Origin of the sequence: Kitasatospora sp. NPDC058063 (assembly GCF_042885395.1) — a bacterium.
Taxonomy (GTDB): Bacteria; Actinomycetota; Actinomycetes; order Streptomycetales; family Streptomycetaceae; genus Kitasatospora; species Kitasatospora lactacystinica.
On sequence record NZ_JBHVSD010000023.1, the window covers coordinates 8,659 to 26,531 of the forward strand.

General features: G+C 72.2%; 19 protein-coding genes and 3 tRNA genes. 19 read left to right on the forward strand and 3 right to left on the reverse strand.

The window, feature by feature from the left end; translation table 11 throughout:
- Positions 1-138 precede the first annotated feature (138 nt).
- Complete coding sequence (locus ACFVUY_RS32000) at positions 139-1,407, reverse strand: hydrolase (RefSeq protein WP_359897554.1); 1,269 nt, start codon at positions 1,405-1,407, stop codon at positions 139-141.
- Positions 1,408-1,685: 278 nt separating this feature from the next.
- Here ACFVUY_RS32000 and ACFVUY_RS32005 point away from each other — a divergent pair.
- The 8 genes from ACFVUY_RS32005 (at position 1,686) to ACFVUY_RS32040 (ending at position 6,499) form a co-directional block, all read left to right on the forward strand.
- Positions 1,686-1,758, forward strand: a tRNA-Thr gene (locus ACFVUY_RS32005).
- A 42-nt stretch (positions 1,759-1,800) separates the two neighbouring features.
- Positions 1,801-1,873, forward strand: a tRNA-Met gene (locus tag ACFVUY_RS32010).
- Positions 1,874-1,956: 83 nt separating this feature from the next.
- The gene (rpmG, locus tag ACFVUY_RS32015; protein ID WP_006604855.1) at positions 1,957-2,121 is read left to right on the forward strand and encodes a 50S ribosomal protein L33; all 165 of its coding nucleotides are present in this window, start codon (positions 1,957-1,959) and stop codon (positions 2,119-2,121) included.
- Between the two features lie 116 nt (positions 2,122-2,237).
- Positions 2,238-2,696: a MaoC family dehydratase N-terminal domain-containing protein gene (locus tag ACFVUY_RS32020; protein ID WP_387686222.1), complete on the forward strand. Its 459-nt coding sequence runs from the start codon at positions 2,238-2,240 to the stop codon at positions 2,694-2,696.
- 5 nt (positions 2,697-2,701) lie between these two features.
- A complete protein-coding gene (locus tag ACFVUY_RS32025) occupies positions 2,702-3,124 on the forward strand; it encodes a MaoC family dehydratase (RefSeq protein WP_359897552.1) in 423 nt (140 codons plus the stop codon).
- Positions 3,125-3,230: 106 nt separating this feature from the next.
- Positions 3,231-3,812: a TetR/AcrR family transcriptional regulator gene (locus tag ACFVUY_RS32030; protein WP_387686225.1), complete on the forward strand. Its 582-nt coding sequence runs from the start codon at positions 3,231-3,233 to the stop codon at positions 3,810-3,812.
- Positions 3,813-3,918: 106 nt separating this feature from the next.
- Positions 3,919-5,349: an MFS transporter gene (locus tag ACFVUY_RS32035; RefSeq protein ID WP_387735787.1), complete on the forward strand. Its 1,431-nt coding sequence runs from the start codon at positions 3,919-3,921 to the stop codon at positions 5,347-5,349.
- A gap of 106 nt (positions 5,350-5,455) precedes the next feature.
- Positions 5,456-6,499 carry a UDP-N-acetylmuramate dehydrogenase gene (locus ACFVUY_RS32040; protein WP_387735789.1) on the forward strand — a complete coding sequence of 348 codons (1,044 nt, stop codon included), beginning with the start codon at positions 5,456-5,458 and terminating at the stop codon, positions 6,497-6,499.
- 12 nt (positions 6,500-6,511) lie between these two features.
- Here ACFVUY_RS32040 and ACFVUY_RS32045 read toward each other — a convergent pair whose 3' ends face one another.
- The gene (locus ACFVUY_RS32045) at positions 6,512-7,576 is read right to left on the reverse strand and encodes an adenosine deaminase (RefSeq protein ID WP_359897549.1); all 1,065 of its coding nucleotides are present in this window, start codon (positions 7,574-7,576) and stop codon (positions 6,512-6,514) included.
- A gap of 126 nt (positions 7,577-7,702) precedes the next feature.
- Positions 7,703-8,950, reverse strand: coding sequence for a pyridoxal phosphate-dependent aminotransferase (locus ACFVUY_RS32050; RefSeq protein ID WP_359897548.1), 1,248 nt, complete (start codon positions 8,948-8,950; stop codon positions 7,703-7,705).
- A 284-nt stretch (positions 8,951-9,234) separates the two neighbouring features.
- On the opposite strand from ACFVUY_RS32050, the gene ACFVUY_RS32055 reads away from it, so the two are divergent.
- From ACFVUY_RS32055 to rplL, 11 genes are all read left to right on the forward strand, one after another.
- Positions 9,235-9,307 (forward strand) — tRNA-Trp (locus ACFVUY_RS32055).
- A 147-nt stretch (positions 9,308-9,454) separates the two neighbouring features.
- The gene (gene secE, locus ACFVUY_RS32060; RefSeq protein WP_387686230.1) at positions 9,455-9,778 is read left to right on the forward strand and encodes a preprotein translocase subunit SecE; all 324 of its coding nucleotides are present in this window, start codon (positions 9,455-9,457) and stop codon (positions 9,776-9,778) included.
- A gap of 209 nt (positions 9,779-9,987) precedes the next feature.
- Positions 9,988-10,869, forward strand: coding sequence for a transcription termination/antitermination protein NusG (nusG, locus tag ACFVUY_RS32065; RefSeq protein ID WP_387686232.1), 882 nt, complete (start codon positions 9,988-9,990; stop codon positions 10,867-10,869).
- A gap of 165 nt (positions 10,870-11,034) precedes the next feature.
- Entirely contained in the window at positions 11,035-11,469 is a 435-nt protein-coding gene (gene rplK / locus ACFVUY_RS32070) for a 50S ribosomal protein L11 (RefSeq protein ID WP_359897545.1), read from the forward strand.
- Between the two features lie 102 nt (positions 11,470-11,571).
- Positions 11,572-12,294, forward strand: coding sequence for a 50S ribosomal protein L1 (rplA, locus tag ACFVUY_RS32075; RefSeq protein ID WP_387686236.1), 723 nt, complete (start codon positions 11,572-11,574; stop codon positions 12,292-12,294).
- 224 nt (positions 12,295-12,518) lie between these two features.
- Positions 12,519-13,298 (forward strand): hypothetical protein, encoded by a 780-nt coding sequence (locus tag ACFVUY_RS32080; protein ID WP_387686238.1) that lies wholly within the window; start codon positions 12,519-12,521, stop codon positions 13,296-13,298.
- Positions 13,299-13,421: 123 nt separating this feature from the next.
- The gene (locus ACFVUY_RS32085; protein ID WP_387735792.1) at positions 13,422-14,300 is read left to right on the forward strand and encodes a hypothetical protein; all 879 of its coding nucleotides are present in this window, start codon (positions 13,422-13,424) and stop codon (positions 14,298-14,300) included.
- Positions 14,301-14,389: 89 nt separating this feature from the next.
- Entirely contained in the window at positions 14,390-15,304 is a 915-nt protein-coding gene (locus ACFVUY_RS32090) for a hypothetical protein (protein WP_387735795.1), read from the forward strand.
- A gap of 185 nt (positions 15,305-15,489) precedes the next feature.
- A complete protein-coding gene (locus ACFVUY_RS32095; protein ID WP_387686244.1) occupies positions 15,490-16,368 on the forward strand; it encodes a hypothetical protein in 879 nt (292 codons plus the stop codon).
- Between the two features lie 371 nt (positions 16,369-16,739).
- Positions 16,740-17,303 (forward strand): 50S ribosomal protein L10, encoded by a 564-nt coding sequence (gene rplJ, locus ACFVUY_RS32100; protein WP_045693068.1) that lies wholly within the window; start codon positions 16,740-16,742, stop codon positions 17,301-17,303.
- Positions 17,304-17,394: 91 nt separating this feature from the next.
- Positions 17,395-17,778 (forward strand): 50S ribosomal protein L7/L12, encoded by a 384-nt coding sequence (rplL, locus tag ACFVUY_RS32105; RefSeq protein WP_350519878.1) that lies wholly within the window; start codon positions 17,395-17,397, stop codon positions 17,776-17,778.
- Positions 17,779-17,873 lie beyond the last annotated feature (95 nt).

Genomic DNA, 17,873 nt, shown 5'->3' on the forward strand with positions numbered 1-17,873 from the left:
GCGCGGCCGGGGGGGGGGGGGGGGGGCCCCGGGGGCGGCCGCCGCCGGCGGCGCGCCCCCCCCCCGGGGGGGGGGGGGGGGCCCGCCACACCCGCCGCCCGCCCCCATCTGTCGTCGGAGCCGGGTCCGTCCCCCGGATCAGCCGTCCGCGGCCCCGGACTGCCGGGGCAGCGCCAGCGCCACCGTGTCCGCGAACTCCCGGACCGCGCTGGTCCGGCTGACCACCCGGCCGCTGTGCACCACCAGCCGGCTGTGCCCGCCCGCGAGCGCCCCGGCCAGGCTGTCCCCGCGCACCGCCAGCAGCTCCGCCGGGAACCCGGCGTCCACCCGGACCGGGGCCAGCCCGAGCGCCGCCCGGGCCTGGTTCGCCACCGCGTCGTACGCCGCCGCCGGGTCCAGCTCCCCACCGGCCGACAGCAGGTACGCCGACTCCAGCGGATCCGCCCGGCCGACCGGGTTGGACGGGTCGCGCAGCGCCCCGCTGCCCGCCGCCAGCGGCACCCGGGCGGCGGCCAACTCCCGTACCAGGCCCGGTCGCAGACCCGTCGTCCGGCCCTCCAGCCCGGTGCAGCCGCCGTTCTGCGGCAGGCAGACGACCCGGATCCCGCTGGTCGCCAGCACCGTCGACCCGCCCCGGGCCAGCGCCCCGCACGGGCCGAGCGTCACCCGCGGCCGTAGCGGCGCCAACGCGCCCGCCATCCGGGCGAGTTGGGCGGCGTCGGCGGCGCCGGTGTGCAGGTCCACCGGACAGTCCGCCTCCCGGGCGGCCTCCAGCAGCAGCTGCACGTACCCGGCCGGGTCCGGATCCAGGTCCGGGCAGCCGCCGGCCGCGGTGGCGCCCAGCTTGAGCGCCTCGCGCAGCTGCGCCCGGCCGTCCGCGCCGGCCCGCCCGGTGAGCAGCCGGGGCATCGCCACCGCCTGGAGCTCGGCCAGTCCGCGCAGCGCCTGCCGGGCGGTGAGCACCGCCTCCAGCCGGCGCAGTCCGTGCACGTCGCCGATCCGGACGTGGGTGCGCTGGGCGGTGGCGCCGTAGCCGAGCGAGGTCAGCGCGGCCTCGGTGACCCGGCGGGTGAGGTCGGCCGGGGTGTCCGGCGGCGGGGCGGCCAGCGCGGCGGAGAACGCGGTGTCGTAGTGGGCGTGCGCCTCGGCGGGGGCCGGGAGCAGCAGGTAGCCGCGCAGGTCGATCCGGGCGCCGGTGGTGACGGTGGGCGCGCCGGGCAGGGCGGGCAGTGGGCCGAGGCTGCCGACGGTGCCGACCGCCTGGATCCGGTCGCCGCTGATCCGGACGTCCACCACCCGCCCGTCGGCCAGCCGGGCGCCGGTGAGGAGCAGGACCGGGCCGTGCCCGAGCGGGTTGGCCGCCGGGCCGGGTCCGGAGTGCGGCCCGTCGGCGGCTGCGCTGTCCATCGCCGGCTCCTTCTCGCGTCGGCCCGTGCGGTCGGCCCCGGACCGCCGGCCCGTACCGCCGGGCGGTCCTCCCGATCAATGAGCGTCGAGCCTATGGGCCCGGGGGGCGGGGTGCCGGGAGGCGGGCAATAGTCGTATCGGGTCGGGCCGCGGCGCTCGCGGCCCGATCGAACGCCCGGCCTTGGATCGTCCGCCCGTACCCCTCACCCACCTGCGGTCTTCGCCGCGGGATACGGATTTCACCTCCGGGCGCGAAACGTGTAATCTCTTCCTCGTTCGCCCCTATAGCTCAGTCGGTAGAGCGTCTCCATGGTAAGGAGAAGGTCTGCGGTTCGATTCCGCATGGGGGCTCGGTGAGAAGCAGTCAGCCTCGGCTGTGCTGTGGATCACTGTGGCGGTGTAGCTCAGTTGGTAGAGCAAGCGGCTCATAATCGCTGTGTCACCGGTTCAAGTCCGGTCACCGCTACCCCGCGTAGTCGGTCGGGAGATCGCACTCCCGGTCGGCTACTCTTGTTGTGTTCTTATTCGTTGTCCAAGGAAGGCACTCCCGTGGCTGCCACCGACGTCCGCCCGAAGATCACGCTGGCCTGCGTGGAGTGCAAGGAGCGGAACTACATCACCAAGAAGAACCGGCGTAACGACCCGGACCGTCTTGAGATGAAGAAGCACTGCCCCCGCTGCAACTCGCACACCGCGCACCGCGAGACCCGCTGACCCTGAAGTAGGGCGACGGGCCTGTGTGAACTCAGGTCTTCTGCTCCGGGCCGCATCCCTCACAGGGGGTGCGGCCCGGAGTTTTTTCGTATCCACCCGCGTTCCGAGGAGCTGCCATGGCGCTCGACCCCTCCTTCATCGGGCGTAGTTACCCGCCCACCGAGCCGTACGAGGTCGGCCGGGAGAAGATCCGCGAGTTCGCGACCGCGGTCGGCGACGCCAATCCGGCGTACACCGACCCGGAGGCGGCGAAGGCGCTGGGCCACCCCGACGTGATCGCCCCGCCGACCTTCCCGTTCGTGATCACCTACCGCGCGGCCGGCCAGGTGGTCGAGGACCCGGAGCTGGGCCTGGACTTCAGCCGGGTGGTGCACGGCGACCAGAAGTTCGCCTACACCCGCCCGGTGCGGGCCGGTGACCGGCTGTCGGTCGTGGTGACCATCGACAACATCAAGTCGCTGGCGGGCAACGACGTGCTCACCGTGCGCGGCGAGGTGACGGACGCGACCGGCGAGCACGTTGTGACGTCGGTCATGACCCTGGTGGCCCGGGCCGCCGACGAGGCGGGGGAGTGAGCACGATGGCGATCAGCTACGACGAGGTCGAGGTCGGCACCGAGCTGCCGGCGCAGTCCTTTCCGGTGACCCGCGACACATTGGTGCGGTACGCGGGCGCCTCGGGCGATTTCAACCCGATCCACTGGAACGAGAGGTTCGCCCTGGAGGTCGGCCTGCCGGACGTCATCGCGCACGGCATGTTCACCATGGCCGAGGCGATCCGGGTGGTCACCGACTGGGTCGGCGACCCGGCCGCGGTGGTCGAGTACGGCGTGCGCTTCACCCGCCCGGTGCCGGTGCCGAACGACGGGGTCGGCGCGGTGGTCGAGGTCTCGGCCAAGGTCGCCAAGAAGCTGGACGACCGCAGGGTGCAGGTCGACCTGCTGGCCACCGCGGGCGGTCAGAAGGTGCTCGGGATGTCCCGGGCCGTGGTCCGGCTCGGCTGAGCCGCCCCTCGCGACGGCGGCCGCGGCCGGAGCCCCGTACTCACGGGATCTCCGGCCGCGGCCGCGGGCCTTGCCTTGATAGTGATTGGCCACTAACTTGGAAGTCATGGCGAAGTCGAGCATCCGGATGAGCGCGGAGGAGCGTCGCGAGAGCGTCGCCCGGGCCGCCCTGATCGAGTTCGCCCGGGGTGGGTACCACGGCACCTCCACCGAGGCGATCGCCCGCCGGGTGGGCGTCTCGCAGCCGTACCTGTTCCGGTTGTTCCCGGGCAAGCAGGCGATCTTCGCCGCGGCTGCCGAGCGCTGCGTCGAGGAGACCTGGCGGGTGTTCGACGAGGCCTCGGCCGGGCTGTCCGGCGAGGAGGCCGCCGACGCGATGTCCGCCGCGTACATGAGCCTGGTCGAGGACCGTGACCAGCTCATGATGCAGATGCAGCTCTACGTCTCGGTCTTCGCGGCCCGGGCGGCCGGCGAGGAGGAGGTCGGCGAGACCGCCCGACGGCTGTGGGAGGACCTGTTCGACCGGGTCAGGATCCGGATCGGCGGCGACATGAAGGGCGCCACGCAGTTCTTCGCGTACGGGATGCTGATCAACACCATGGTGGCGCTGGGCTATCCGCCGGACCACCGGATGTGGAGCGGCTTCGACGGGGGCGAGGAGCCCGAGGAGCCAGAGGGGCCTGAGTAGCCGGGCCGCGCGGCGGGGTCCGTGCGGCCTTTTTTCGGTCCACGAAAGTTATTGAGCAATAACTACCTAGAGGAAACTGGGGGACGTCATGACGGAGAAACCGACCATGGGCAGAACCGCGGTCTGGACGCTGGTGATCGTCAGCGCGGCCAGTTTCATGGCCGCCCTGGACAACCTGGTGGTCACCACCGCACTGCCGTCGATCCGCGAGGAACTCGGCGGCGGGCTGTCCGACCTCGAATGGACGGTCAGCGCCTACACCCTGAGCTTCGCCGTGCTGCTGATGTTCGGCGCCGCGCTCGGCGACCGCTTCGGCCGCCGACGGATCTTCCTGGTCGGCCTGACGGTCTTCACCGCCGGCTCCGCCGCGGCGGCGATGTCCCCGGGCATCGGCGACCTGATCGCCGCCCGGGCCGTCCAGGGCGTCGGGGCCGCGGTGATGATGCCGCTCACCCTGACCCTGCTCACCACCGCCGTGCCCGCGGCCAGGCGGGGGATGGCCTTCGGCATCTGGTCGGGCGTCAGCGGCCTCGCCGTCGCCGCCGGGCCGCTGATCGGCGGCTCGCTGACCGAGCACTTCTCCTGGCAGTGGATCTTCTGGGTGAACGTCCCGGTCGGCCTCGTCCTGCTGCCGCTGGCCTACCTGCGGCTCGGCGAGAGCCGGGGCGCGGGCCGGGCCCTGGACGTGCCCGGAACCCTGCTGGTCAGCCTGGGGATGTTCGGGGTCGTCCTCGGCCTGATCCGCGGCAACCCGGACGGCTGGACCAGCCCGCTGGTCCTCGGCGCCCTGGTCGCCGGCGTCCTGCTGCTGGCCGCCTTCGTCCGGTACGAGCAGCGGGTGGCCGCCCATCCGATGCTGCCGATGCGGCTGTTCCGCAACCGGGCCTTCTCCGCCGTCAACGCGGCCAGCCTGCTGATGTACCTGGGGATGTTCGGCTCGATCTTCCTGATCAGCCAGTACCTCCAGGGCGTCGGCGGCTTCAGCCCGCAGGAGTCGGGCATCCGGATGCTGCCGTGGACGGCGATGCCGCTGCTGGTCTCCCCGGTCGCGGGCATCGTCTCCGACCGGATCGGCGGCCGCCCGATCGTGGTCGCCGGGCTGGCCCTGCAGGCCGTGGGCCTGGTGCTGTTCGGCCTGGTCGCCGACGGGAGCACCGGGCTCGACTACCCCGCCCAGATCCCGGCCATCGTGATCTGCGGGATCGGCATGTCGCTGTACTTCGGCCCGACCGCCCAGCTGGTGATGGCCAGCGTCCGGCCGCAGGAGCAGGGGATCGCCTCCGGCGCCAACAACGCGCTGCGCGAGGTCGGCGGGGCGCTCGGGGTCGCCGTGCTCGCCGCGGTGTTCTCGGCGCGGGGCGGCTACCAGTCGGCGCAGGCCTTCACGGACGGGCTGGTGCCCGCGCTGTACGTCGGCGGGGCCGCCGTCGGGCTCGGCGCGCTCGCCGCGGTGTTCATCCCCCGGCGGCGCGCGGCGGTGGCCGCGGGGGCGCGGGAGGAGCGGGCCGGGGAGCCGGCCGTGCCCGCGGGGGTCTGAGGCGCCGGCCCGGGCGACCGGTGTGCGGGCGACCGGCGTACGGGCGGCGGGAGCACGGGTGGCGGGCGTGCCGGGGGGCACCCCCGCCACCCGTACGCTGGTGGGCGTGCTGGTAGAAAACGACGCCCCCCTCGCCCCGCTGACCACGCTCCGGCTCGGCGGCCCGGCCCGCCGCCTGGTGACCGCCCACACCGATGACGAGGTGATCGCCGCCGTCCGCGAGGCCGACGCGGCCGGCGAGCCGCTGCTGGTCCTCGGCGGCGGCTCCAACCTGGTGATCGGCGACGCCGGCTTCCCCGGCACCGTGCTGCGGATCGCCACCGAGGGCTTCGCCCTGGACGGCACCGCGCTGGAGGTCGCGGCCGGCGAGACCTGGTCCGAGGTGGTCCGCCGGACCGTCGCGGACCACGGGCTGGCGGGCATCGAGTTCCTGGCCGGCATCCCCGGTTCGGCGGGTGCCACCCCGGTACAGAACGTGGGCGCCTACGGCCAGGAGGTCGCGCAGTCGGTCACCGAGGTGGTCGCGTACGACCGCGCCGCCGACGAGGTGGTCGTGCTCTCGAACGCCGAGTGCGCGTTCTCCTACCGGCACAGCCGCTTCAAGGCCGAGCCGGAGCGCTACGTGGTGCTGCGGGTGCGGTTCCGCCTGAAGGACAACGGCGGCCTCTCCACCCCCGTCCGCTACGCCGAGACCGCCCGGCACCTGGGCGTCGAGCAGGGCGAGCGGGTGGCGGTCGGCACCGCCTGGAACGCGGTGCTGCTGCTGCGCGCCGGCAAGGGCATGGTGCTGGACCCGGCGGACCACGACACCTGGTCGGCCGGCTCCTTCTTCACCAACCCGGTGCTCACGGCCGCGCAGTACGACTCCTTCCGCACCCGCCCGGGTGCGGAGGACGCCCCCGCCTACCCGGCCCCGGAGGGCCGCACCAAGACTTCGGCGGCCTGGCTGATCGACCGGTCCGGCTTCGGCAAGGGCTACGGCAGCGGCCCGGCGACGCTCTCCACCAAGCACACCCTGGCGCTCACCAACCGCGGCTCGGCCACCGCCGAGGACCTGCTGGCGCTGGCCCGGGAGATCCGGGACGGGGTCCGCGAGGCCTTCGGGGTGGAACTGGTGAACGAGCCGGTGATGGTGGGCGTCGAGCTCTGAGGCGGCGCCTCGTCAGGCGGGTACGGCGGCCGGCTCCGCGGGGGCGCGGCCGCCCACCAGCCAGGCGTCGATGTCCGCCAGCAGCTCCTTGCGGACGGCCTCCGGCGCGACCGAACCGCGCACCGACTGCCGTGCCAGCTCGGCGAGTTCGGCGTCCGAGAAGCCCAGCACGTCCCGGACCAGCTCGTACTGGGCGGCCAGCCGGCTGCCGAACAGCAGCGGGTCGTCGGCGCCCAGCGCGAGCGGCACCCCGGCGTCGAAGAGCCGGCGCAGCGGGACCTCCTCGGGGTGCTCGTAGACGCCGAGCGAGACGTTGGAGGACGGGCAGACCTCGCAGGTGACCTGCCGGTCCGCCAGCCGCTCCATCAGCCTCGGGTCCTCGGCGGCGCGCACGCCGTGGCCGATCCGGCCGGCGCCCAGGTCGTCCAGGCAGTCCCGGACGGACTCCGGGCCGGAGAGCTCGCCGCCGTGCGGGGCCGCCAGCAGCCCGCCGTTGCGGGCGATCGCGAAGGCCCGGTCGAAGTCCCGGGCCAGGCCCCGGCGCTCGTCGTTGGAGAGGCCGAAGCCGACCACCCCGTGGTCGGCGTAGCGGACGGCCAGCCGGGCCAGCGTCCGGGCGTCCATCGGGGACTTCATCCGGTTGGCCGCGACCAGGACCCGGATGCCCACGCCGGTCGCCGCGGCGGCGTGCTCCACCGCGTCCAGGATCAGCTCCAGCGCGGGGATCAGACCGCCCAGCCGGGGCGCGTACGAGGTCGGGTCGACCTGGATCTCCAGCCAGCGGGAGCCGTCCCGCCGCTCGTCCTCGGCGGTCTCCAGGACCAGCCGGCGGATGTCCTCCTCGTCCCGCAGCACCGAGCGGGCGGTGTCGTACAGCCGCTGGAAGCGGAACCAGCCCCGCTCGTCGGTGGCCCGCAGCCGGGGCGGCTCGCCGGAGCTGAGCGCCTCCGGCAGCCGGACGCCGTGCTTGTCGGCCAGCTCCAGGAGGGTGGCGGGCCGCATCGAGCCGGTGAAGTGCAGGTGCAGGTGGGCCTTCGGGAGGCCCCTGACGTCTCGCGGGTTCAACAGGCGTTCCATTCACCGATACTGCCGTATGCGGCCCCCGAACGGGAACCGCCTCCTTTCCATCCCCCGAAGGGGTGAAAGGAGGCGGCGTGCCGGGTGAATCCCGTATGTCGGATTGACGTCAGTTCTCGAACCGGGTCAGTCGCGGGCCTCGCCGAGCAGCTTCTGCACCCGGCTGACGCCCTCGACCAGGTCGGCGTCGCCGAGCGCGTAGGAGAGCCGCAGGTAGCCGGGGGTGCCGAAGGCCTCGCCCGGGACGACCGCGACCTCGGCCTCGTCCAGGATCAGGGTGGCCAGCTCGCCGGAGGTCTGCGGGCGCTTGCCGCGGATCTCCTTGCCCAGCAGGCCCTTCACCGACGGGTAGGCGTAGAAGGCGCCCTCGGGCTCGGGGCAGAACACGCCGTCGATCTCGTTGAGCATCCGCACGATGGTCTTGCGGCGGCGGTCGAAGGCCTCGCGCATCTCGGAGACCGCGTCCAGGTCGCCGGCCACGGCGGCCAGGGCGGCGCGCTGGGCGACGTTGGAGACGTTCGAGGTGGCGTGCGACTGGAGGTTGGTCGCGGCCTTGATGACGTCCTTGGGGCCGATCACCCAGCCCACCCGCCAGCCGGTCATCGCGTAGGTCTTGGCGACACCGTTGACCACGACGCACTTGTCGGCCAGCTCGGGCAGCAGGGCCGGCAGCGAGGTGAAGGTGGCGTCGCCGTACACCAGGTGCTCGTAGATCTCGTCGGTGAGCACCCACAGGCCGTGCTCCAGCGCCCAGCGGCCGATCGCCTCGGCCTCGGCCTCGGTGTACACCGCGCCGGTCGGGTTGGACGGCGAGACGAACAGCACGACCTTGGTGTTCTCGGTGCGCGCGGCCTCCAGCTGCTCGACCGAGACCTTGTAGCCGGTGGTCTCGTCGGAGACGACCTCCACCGGGACACCGCCGGCCAGCTGCACCGACTCCGGGTAGGTGGTCCAGTACGGGGCCGGGATGATGACCTCGTCGCCCGGGTCCAGGATCGCCGCGAAGGCCTCGTAGATCGCCTGCTTGCCACCGTTGGTGACCAGCACCTGGGAGGCGTCCACCTGGTAGCCGGAGTCGCGCAGCGTCTTGGCGGCGATCGCGGTCTTCAGCTCGGGCAGGCCACCCGCCGGGGTGTACCGGTGGTTCTTCGGGTCGCGGCAGGCCTCGACGGCCGCCTCGACGATGTAGTCCGGGGTGGGGAAGTCGGGCTCACCGGCGCCGAAGCCGATGACCGGGCGGCCGGCGGCCTTGAGGGCCTTGGCCTTGGCGTCCACGGCGAGGGTCGCGGACTCGGCGATCGCACCGATCCGGGCGGAGACCCGGCGGTCGGCGGGGCGGATGGACTGGTCGGGCTGAGGGGTGGAAGCGCTCATGCCTGCATCGTCGCAGAACCCGGACCTACCGGGCATCGGGGTATCGGCATCCGTACGTTCCCGTCCGAATCGCGGCCCCGGCGATCCGTCGGCGGGCGCCCCGCCGGACCGGACATCCGCCGGGTGGCCGGCCGGTCCGGAAGAAGAGGTTCGACCAAACACCCCTCGACCACGTACACTCGCTGCTCGACGGCCCGCCGAGAAAAACCGGAGCTTTCACCGCCTGTACAGACAGCGGGGGGAGATGCGGTAGGTTGGTCGCCACCGGAGCCGCGAGGCACCGTAGGGCAATAGCTCAATTGGTAGAGCACCGGTCTCCAAAACCGGCGGTTGGGGGTTCGAGTCCCTCTTGCCCTGCTGCTAGATCCGTTTTCAGCCCGTTCGCTCCACAGGAGTGAGCGGGCTTGATGCGGAGATGGCACCGATCAGCACCGCTGGCCGACTGGCCGTGCCCCACCGGGAGCGCGGCGAAGCTCGGCAGGACCCGGATTCAGGTGAGGACGAGTGACGGAGACCACGGGCTCCACCGCAACGCCTGAGAGCGGCAACCCCGAGGGTGCCGATGGCGTTGCCGAGAACACGGCCGAGGGCGAGAGCAAGTCCGGCAAGCAGAAGAAGTCCGGCAAGCGGGGCAAGAAGGGCCTGTTCGCCAGGATGGGTCTGTTCTACCGCCAGATCATCGCCGAGCTGCGCAAGGTCGTCTGGCCCACCCGCGGCGAGCTCACCAGCTACACCGCCGTCGTGGTCACCTTCGTCGTGGTCGTGATGGCCTTCGTGGCCGGCCTGGACTACGGCTTCTCCAAGCTGAGCCTCCTGGTCTTCGGCTGACCGGCCGCCTCACCTTTCGAACAGCTTCCCGACCCGGGCCGAATCCTCGGCCCGGGTCGAGCTGTCGGTGCCGGACGTACGCGCGGTTACCGTGGACTCGGTACTGTTGAAGTCTCCGAGACCTCGCCTGGCGCCCGCGCGAGCGGCCGTACGCCGGACCGGTCGAGGAGCGCGCCACCTTCACCATCTCCAGGAAAGAAGCCGCCACCGTGTCTGAGTCCCCCCTGTACGACGCCGACGAGACCGTCCGCGAGGCGGATGCGGATGTCGCCGCCGCGCCGGACGCGACCGAGCTGGCTGACGACGTCGAGTCCGCCGAGCAGATCGTGGACGCCGCGGACAGCGACGAGGACGAGGTCGAGGCGTACGACGAGGCCGAGGCCGGCGAGCCCGCCGAGGAGGCCGCGCTGCACGTGGAGGGCGAGGCCGAACTCGACGCCGAGCTCGCCGACGGGGAGACCGTCGAGGAGGAGCCGGCCGAGGAGGTCGACCCGGTCGCCAAGTTCCGCGAGGACCTGCGCTTCATGCCGGGCGAGTGGTATGTGATCCACACCTACGCCGGCTACGAGAACCGGGTGAAGCAGAACCTGGAGCAGCGCGCCGTCTCGCTGAACGTCGAGGAGTACATCTTCCAGGCCGAGGTGCCGCAGGAGGAGGTCGTCCAGATCAAGAACGGCGACCGCAAGACCATCCGCCAGAACAAGCTCCCCGGCTACGTCCTGGTGCGCATGGACCTCACCCCGGAGTCCTGGGGCGTCGTGCGCAACACCCCGGGTGTCACCGGCTTCGTCGGCAACGCCTACGACCCGTACCCGCTGACCCTGGACGAGGTCGTCAAGATGCTCGCCCCCGACGTCGAGCGCCAGGCCGCCAAGGAGGCGGGCAAGCCGTCGCCGATCAAGCCGAGCGAGATCCAGGTGCTGGACTTCGAGGTCGGCGACTCGGTCACCGTCACCGACGGTCCGTTCGCGACCCTCCAGGCGACCATCAACGAGATCAACCCGGACTCGAAGAAGGTCAAGGGCCTGGTCGAGATCTTCGGCCGGGAGACCCCGGTCGAGCTCTCCTTCGACCAGATCCAGAAGAACTAGTCCCACGGTCTTCGGATCCGGGGCGGGGCCGAGGGCCCTGCCCCGGATCCGTTTTGGTCCAGCGGCGCCGACGCGTTAGCCTGGTCCGATGTGTGTGCTGGCGGCCGGGTGTCGCCCCGGTTCCGCACGCACCAGCAATCACCTCTCGGAAGGACCCGGAGAGACATGCCTCCCAAGAAGAAGAAGATCACGGGGCTTATCAAGCTCCAGATCAACGCCGGTGCGGCCAACCCGGCGCCGCCGGTCGGCCCCGCGCTGGGTCAGCACGGCGTCAACATCATGGAGTTCTGCAAGGCCTACAACGCCGCGACCGAGTCGCAGCGCGGCATGATCGTGCCGGTGGAGATCACGGTCTACGAGGACCGTTCCTTCACCTTCATCACGAAGACGCCGCCGGCCGCGCGCCTCATCCTGAAGGCCGCCGGTGTGGACAAGGGCTCCAGCGAGCCGCACAAGACCAAGGTCGCCAAGCTCACCAGCGCCCAGGTCCGCGAGATCGCCACCACCAAGATGCCCGACCTGAACGCCAACGACCTGGACGCCGCGGAGAAGATCATCGCCGGCACCGCCCGGTCGATGGGCATCACCGTCGAGGGCTGAGAATCTCCCTTCCCGCCAGGGAAAAGTTGATTCAGCCGTTCTTGTGGTAGGGCCCGCGCAGGCCCGTGACACCACACCTCCATTCACCATTCAGGAGCAGCCATGAAGCGCAGCAAGGCCCTGAAGGCCGCGGACGCCCAGGTCGACCGCGAGCGCCTTTACGCCCCCCTCGAGGCCGTCCGCCTCGCCAAGGCGACCAGCACCACCAAGTTCGACGGCACCGTCGAGATCGCCATGCGTCTGGGTGTCGACCCGCGCAAGGCCGACCAGATGGTCCGCAGCACCGTGATCCTCCCGCACGGCACCGGTAAGACCGCTCGGGTCCTGGTCTTCGCGACCGGCGAGCGTGCCGAGGCCGCGCGTGCTGCGGGTGCCGACATCGTCGGCTCCGACGAGCTCATCGACGAGGTCGCCAAGGGCCGCCTCGACTTCGACGCCGTCGTCGCCACCCCGGACCTCATGGGCAAGGTCGGCCGCCTCGGCCGCGTGCTCGGCCCCCGTGGCCTGATGCCGAACCCGAAGACCGGCACCGTGACTCCGGACGTCGCCAAGGCGGTCAACGAGATCAAGGGCGGCAAGATCGAGTTCCGCGTCGACAAGCACTCGAACCTGCACTTCATCATCGGTAAGGCCTCCTTCACCGACGAGCAGCTGGTCGAGAACTACGCCGCCGCGCTGGACGAGGTGCTCCGCGCCAAGCCGTCCGCCGCCAAGGGCCGCTACATCAAGAAGACCGCGATCTCGACCACCATGGGCCCCGGCATCCAGGTGGACCCGAACCGCACCCGTAACCTCCTCGTCGAGGAGGACCCGGCCGCGGTCTGAGCCTCAGCGCTCTAGAGCAGTCCGTACGGCGGGCCCGCACCCCCTTCACCGGGGGTGCGGGCCCGCCGTCGTTCCCGGGTGCGGGGCCGGTGCGGGGCCGGTGCGGGCCGGAAGGCCGGGCGGGCTGCCGGACCGGGACACCCGCGGATGGGAACGGCGGGCCGAACCGTCGTACGCTCTGCCGGTCAGACCACATGGAGCACCTGTGACCGCCGGAGTGTGCCGTGCCGCCCGCCCCTCGCCCCACCGTTCTCGCAGCGGCCCTGCTGCTCGCCACCACCACCGGGTGCAGCCTGCTGGCCGCTCCGACCACCGGCACCCCCGGGGGTCCCGCGCCGGTGCCGCCCAAGCAGGTGGTGCTCACCGCCGCGCAGGCGCTGGACGACGCCGGCAGCGCCCGGATCGACGTGGTGCGGGAGGGCCCGGGCGGCCGGCGCACCGCGAGCGGCTCCCTGGTCTGGGGCGCCTCGGACGAGGCCCGACTGACCGTCACCGACGAACGCGGCAGCGGCCGGCTGACCGTGAAGGACGGCGCCCTCGACCTCGTCTACCAGGACGGCGCGGCCAGGCACGCGGAGCGGAGCACCGCCGAGTCGGTCGACCCCGGGGCGGGCCCCGACCCGGAGGGCTTCGCGGGCGGCTGGACGACGGCGCTGATCTCCAGCCCGGGCGGCCGGGCGTACGAGGTCGCCCAGGGCGTCAAGCTCACCTCGCTCGGCGGCGAGCAGCTGGCCGGGGTGACCGTGGCGCACTACCAGGGCTCCGCGCCGGTGGCCGAACTGTTCGGCAAGGACGAAGAGTTGAGCCCGCAACGGCGCGCCGCCACGCTGGACTGGTACCGGCAGCACGGGGTGACGGCGATCGGCTACGACATCTGGGTCGGGCCCGGCATGCAGCTGCTGAGGCTGCGCGAGACGGTCCGGGGGGACGCGGGAACCACGGTGACGACGACCGATGTCTCTGCTCCCGGGGCGGCGGACGCGACGCCTGCCGCGGACGGGTGACGGGGAGGCGGATATCCGGTGCGTGGGGACATCGACGATCCGTTAGAGTCCGCATGAAAAGAACATGAGAAGAGCTGACGATCGGTTCTTCCATGGGGATCTGGATCTCACGGGGGTATCTCCATGCGCGCTCTGCGCCTCGCCTCGGCCGTCGCGACGGCGGCCGTCCTGCTCGGTGCCGCGACCGCCTGCGGCAGTGACGCCAAGACCGGCGACGCCAAGGGCGGCACCAAGACCGGTGAGGCCAAGCCCGGTGACACCAAGAGCGCCGACGCCAAGGGCGCCGACCCGCTCGCGGCGGCCCTGGCCGCGGACCCGAAGGCCGCGCTGGCCGCGTCCGCCGTGGTGATGCAGAAGGCCGGCAACGGCAAGGTCACCATGATCCCGGCCGATCCCGCCGACCCCGCCGGCACCGGCGACGCGGACTGGAAGGACCCGGCCAAGGCGGCCGTGGACCTGGCCAGCGACATCGAGGGCAAGAAGCTCCGGATCCGGGTGCTCGGAACGGACGCCTACCTCGGCGGCGGCGACGACGTCGCGCCGGCCCTGGGCGGCAAGCACTGGGTCAAGATGCCCGCCGACGCGACGGGCGACAGCTTCCGGGCGGTCGGCCAGATGACGAACCCGGTCGTCCTGCTCACCGTCGCGGCCCAGAGCGGCAAGCTCTCCAAGGTCGGCCAGGAGGCCGTGGACGGCGTCCAGACCACCCACCTGCGGGCGGAGCAGGACACCGCCGCGCTGGTGGCCGGGATGACGGCGCTCTCGGCGGGCCAGCGCACGGCCGTCCAGAAGACGCTGGAGGAGGACGGCAAGACCCTCACCATCGACTTCTGGCTGAACGGCAACCAGGAGCTCGTCCAGTACAAGGAGTACGGCGACACCAACGGCGAGAAGCAGGCCGTCACGATCAAGTACTCCGACCTCGGCAAGGCCGCCGCGATCGCGGCGCCGGCCGCCGCCGACCTCGGCAACGAGGCCGACGTGCTCAAGCTGCTCGGCTGATCCGGCCGGACCGGGCACCGGGCCCACCCGCAACAACCGGCTACCACCCCGGGCGCACGACGCGCCCGGGGGTCCTCAAGGGGGGAATCATGGCTGGAACCCGCAAGACCGCCGTCGCCGTCGTCCTCGCCGCCCTGGCGCTGACCGCGACCGCGTGCAACAACAACGACGACAAGAGCGCCGCCCCGGCCGCGCCGACCACGGCCGCCACCTCGGCCACCCCGTCGGCGGCCGCCCCGACCACCGCCGCGAAGCCGGAGAAGGTCAGCCCGGCGGTCTTCCTGGAGCAGGTCACCCAGAAGACCGGCGCCGCCAAGTCGGCGAAGGTCGACGAGGTGATCCAGGTCGGCCAGGTCGTCATGAAGGGCCAGGGGGCGGTGTCCTGGGCCGACGGTCTGGAGGCCGACCTCACGATGGACCTGTCGGGCTCCCCGATGGCCAAGCTCCTGGAGCCGCTGACCGGCGGGCCGAAGGTGCACTACCTGTACGCCAAGGACGCCATGTACATGGGCCTGGGCGGGCAGCTGCTGGAGAGCGGCAGCCCGAAGTGGGTGCGCTACAGCAAGGCCGACATGGCCAAGGCGTCCGGTGGCACGACCGACCAGCTGCAGAGCGCGGACCCGGTGCAGGGCGTCCGGACGCTGATCGCCAGCGGCAAGGTCACCGAGGTCGGCCAGGAGACGGTGAACGGCAAGGCCACCACCCACTACTCCGGTGTGCTCAGCGCGGCCGACGTGCTCAAGGCCACCAGCCAGGGCATGACCCAGGCGCAGGTCGACAAGATCAAGCAGAACCTGGACACGGCCGGCATCACCACCGACCAGATCGACGTCTGGGTCGACGCCGACAAGCTCGTGGTCAAGCGGAGCGAGGTGGCCGACACCAAGGCCGGCGCGCTGAACGTCACCGTCAGCTACTCGGACTACGGCACCCCGGTGATCGCCTCCACCCCGGCGGACTTCATCGACCTCGCCGACCTGCAGAAGGCCGCGGCCGGCAGCTGATCCGCGCGGCCGGGGAGGCGGGGCGCCGGAAGCCGGTCCCCGCCTCCCCGGCCCCGGGCCCGGCTGGGCCGACCCGGTGGATCCGCCCTGCGGAGGGGGCCGCCACCGGGCGGACCGGGGACGGGTGGCAAGGTGGCCGGGACGGGGCCGCCGCAGGACGGGGCCGGGCGAGAGGGGAACGGGCGATGGCGGCACGGCAGCGGTTGGCGGCAGTGGCCGCCGTCGCCCTGCTGGCGAGCGGGCTGAGCGGGTGCGGCGGGGACGGCGGCGCGCCCGCCGCGACGCCCGGCAGCCCGAGCCCGGTCGGCGCCCCGCTCTCCACCGCCTCCCCGAGCGCGCAGGCCAAGCCCACCGACCGCTCGCCGCACGGGGTGCTGCTCTCGGCCCAGCTGGCCATGCAGACCGCCCGCCGGGCCAAGGTCAGCTACCGGCTCGGTTCGGACGCCGGGTCCGGCCCGCTGTTCTGGCAGCCCAAGACCGCGCTCCAGATCAAGCGCTCCACCCCGGCCGAGGCCGAGCAGCTGATCGTCGTGGACACCGTCGCCTACCAGGGCGGGGACGCCGCCACCGCGGCCCGGCAGGGCGGCCGCCACTGGGAGCGCTTCACCGTCCCGCCGGACGCGGACGGCCACAAGGAGATCCCGTACGCCGGGCTGATCGACCTGCTGAACCCGGTCGAGGCGCTGACCGCGGCCAACGCCGAGGGGACGGACCCGGTCTTCGTCGGCGAGGAGAAGTTCGAGGACTCCACCGTCGAGCACTACCGGGTCACCACCACCGCCGAGAAGTACGCCGCCGCCCAGACCCAGCTGACCCAGTCCCGCCGGGACGGCCTGCGGGCCGCGCTCGCGCCCGGCGGCTCGATCTCCCTCACCCTGGACCTCTGGCTCAACGACAAGGACCAGCTGGTCCGGCTCCAGCGCACCGGCAGCGGGGACAGCGGGCGGGCGGACGACTCGGTCCTCTACACCGACCTCGCCGGCGCGCTGCTCTCGGCGCAGGCGCCGGCCGAGACGGACACCGCGGACACCGGTGTCCGGACGGTCTCCCCGCTGGCCCGCTGAGCGGGCACCCGGGATGCTCCGGGACGGCCCGGGCCCACCCCGTCCGGGGGCGATTTGCACCTCGCGGAGGGCTCCGGCTACGCTGGCCGAAGCCAAAGACCGCTGGTTGTCGCCGCGCCCGTCAGGGAGCAGGTGACCGAAGGATCTGCGCTTCGTCGCAGGCAGCCCGCGCAGGTGCGTCTGGAGCTTCGACTTCCGGGTCCCGCGTTCGCGTGGAGGTCCGTCGAGGTCGTTCCGAGCCCCGTGCCCCTGCGCACCGGGGCTCATTGCATTTCTGCAAGGGCTTTCCTTCCGTCCGGTCGGTCCACGGCGACCTAGGTCGACTTTCGCGGTCGGCCCGAATTCGACATCACGGAAGGAGGCGTAAGCCTATGGCCAGGCCCGACAAGGCTGCCGCCGTCGCCGAGATCACGGACAAGTTCCGTGGCTCCTCCGCGGCGCTGCTGACCGAGTACCGCGGTCTCTCGGTGAAGCAGGTCAAGACCCTGCGTCGCTCGCTCGGCGACAACGCCGAGTACGCCGTGGTGAAGAACACGCTGACCAAGATCGCGGCCAATGAGGTCGGGATCACGGAGCTCGACGACCTGTTCAACGGTCCGACGGCTGTCGCCTTCGTCACCGGTGACCCGGTGGAGTCGGCGAAGGCTCTGCGTGACTTCGCCAAGGAGAACCCCGCTCTCATCATCAAGGGCGGTGTCCTTGACGGTAAGGCGCTGTCCGCCGATGAGATCAAGAAGCTCGCGGACCTCGAGTCCCGCGAGGTGCTGCTCGCCAAGCTGGCGGGTGCCCTGAAGGCCAAGCAGTCCCAGGCTGCCGCGCTCTTCCAGGCCCTGCCGTCGAAGCTCGTCCGCACTGTGGACGCGCTGCGCGACAAGGTCGAGCAGGGCGGTGCCGGTACGCCGGCTCCCGCCGCCGAGGACGCCGCCGCCGAGTAATTCGGCAGGCTCACGCCTCGCTGCGGGCCCGTACGCCCGCCCCACCCGTACATCCGGCACCAACCTGCCGATTTAGTGGAAGGACGCCATCATGGCGAAGCTGTCCCAGGACGAGCTGCTCGCGCAGTTCGAGGAGCTCACCCTCATCGAGCTGGCCGCCTTCGTGAAGGCCTTCGAGGAGAAGTTCGACGTCACCGCCGCCGCCCCGGTCGCCGTTGCCGCCGCCGGCGTTGCCGGCCCGGCCGCCGAGGCCGCTGAGGAGCAGGACGAGTTCGACGTCATCCTCGATGGCGCCGGCGACAAGAAGATCCAGGTCATCAAGGAGGTGCGCACCCTGACCTCCCTCGGCCTGAAGGAGGCCAAGGACCTCGTTGACACCGCTGGTGCCAAGGTCCTGGAGAAGGTTGCCAAGGACGTTGCCGAGAAGGCCAAGGCTGCCCTCGAGGGCGCCGGCGCCAAGGTCACCGTCAAGTGATCTCGCGCCCCCTCTGAGGGGGCGTAGGGCCGGGCCGATCACCCTTGCGGGTGGTCGGCCCGGCTTTTTCGCGTTTCCGGGCCGGGTCCGGGCCC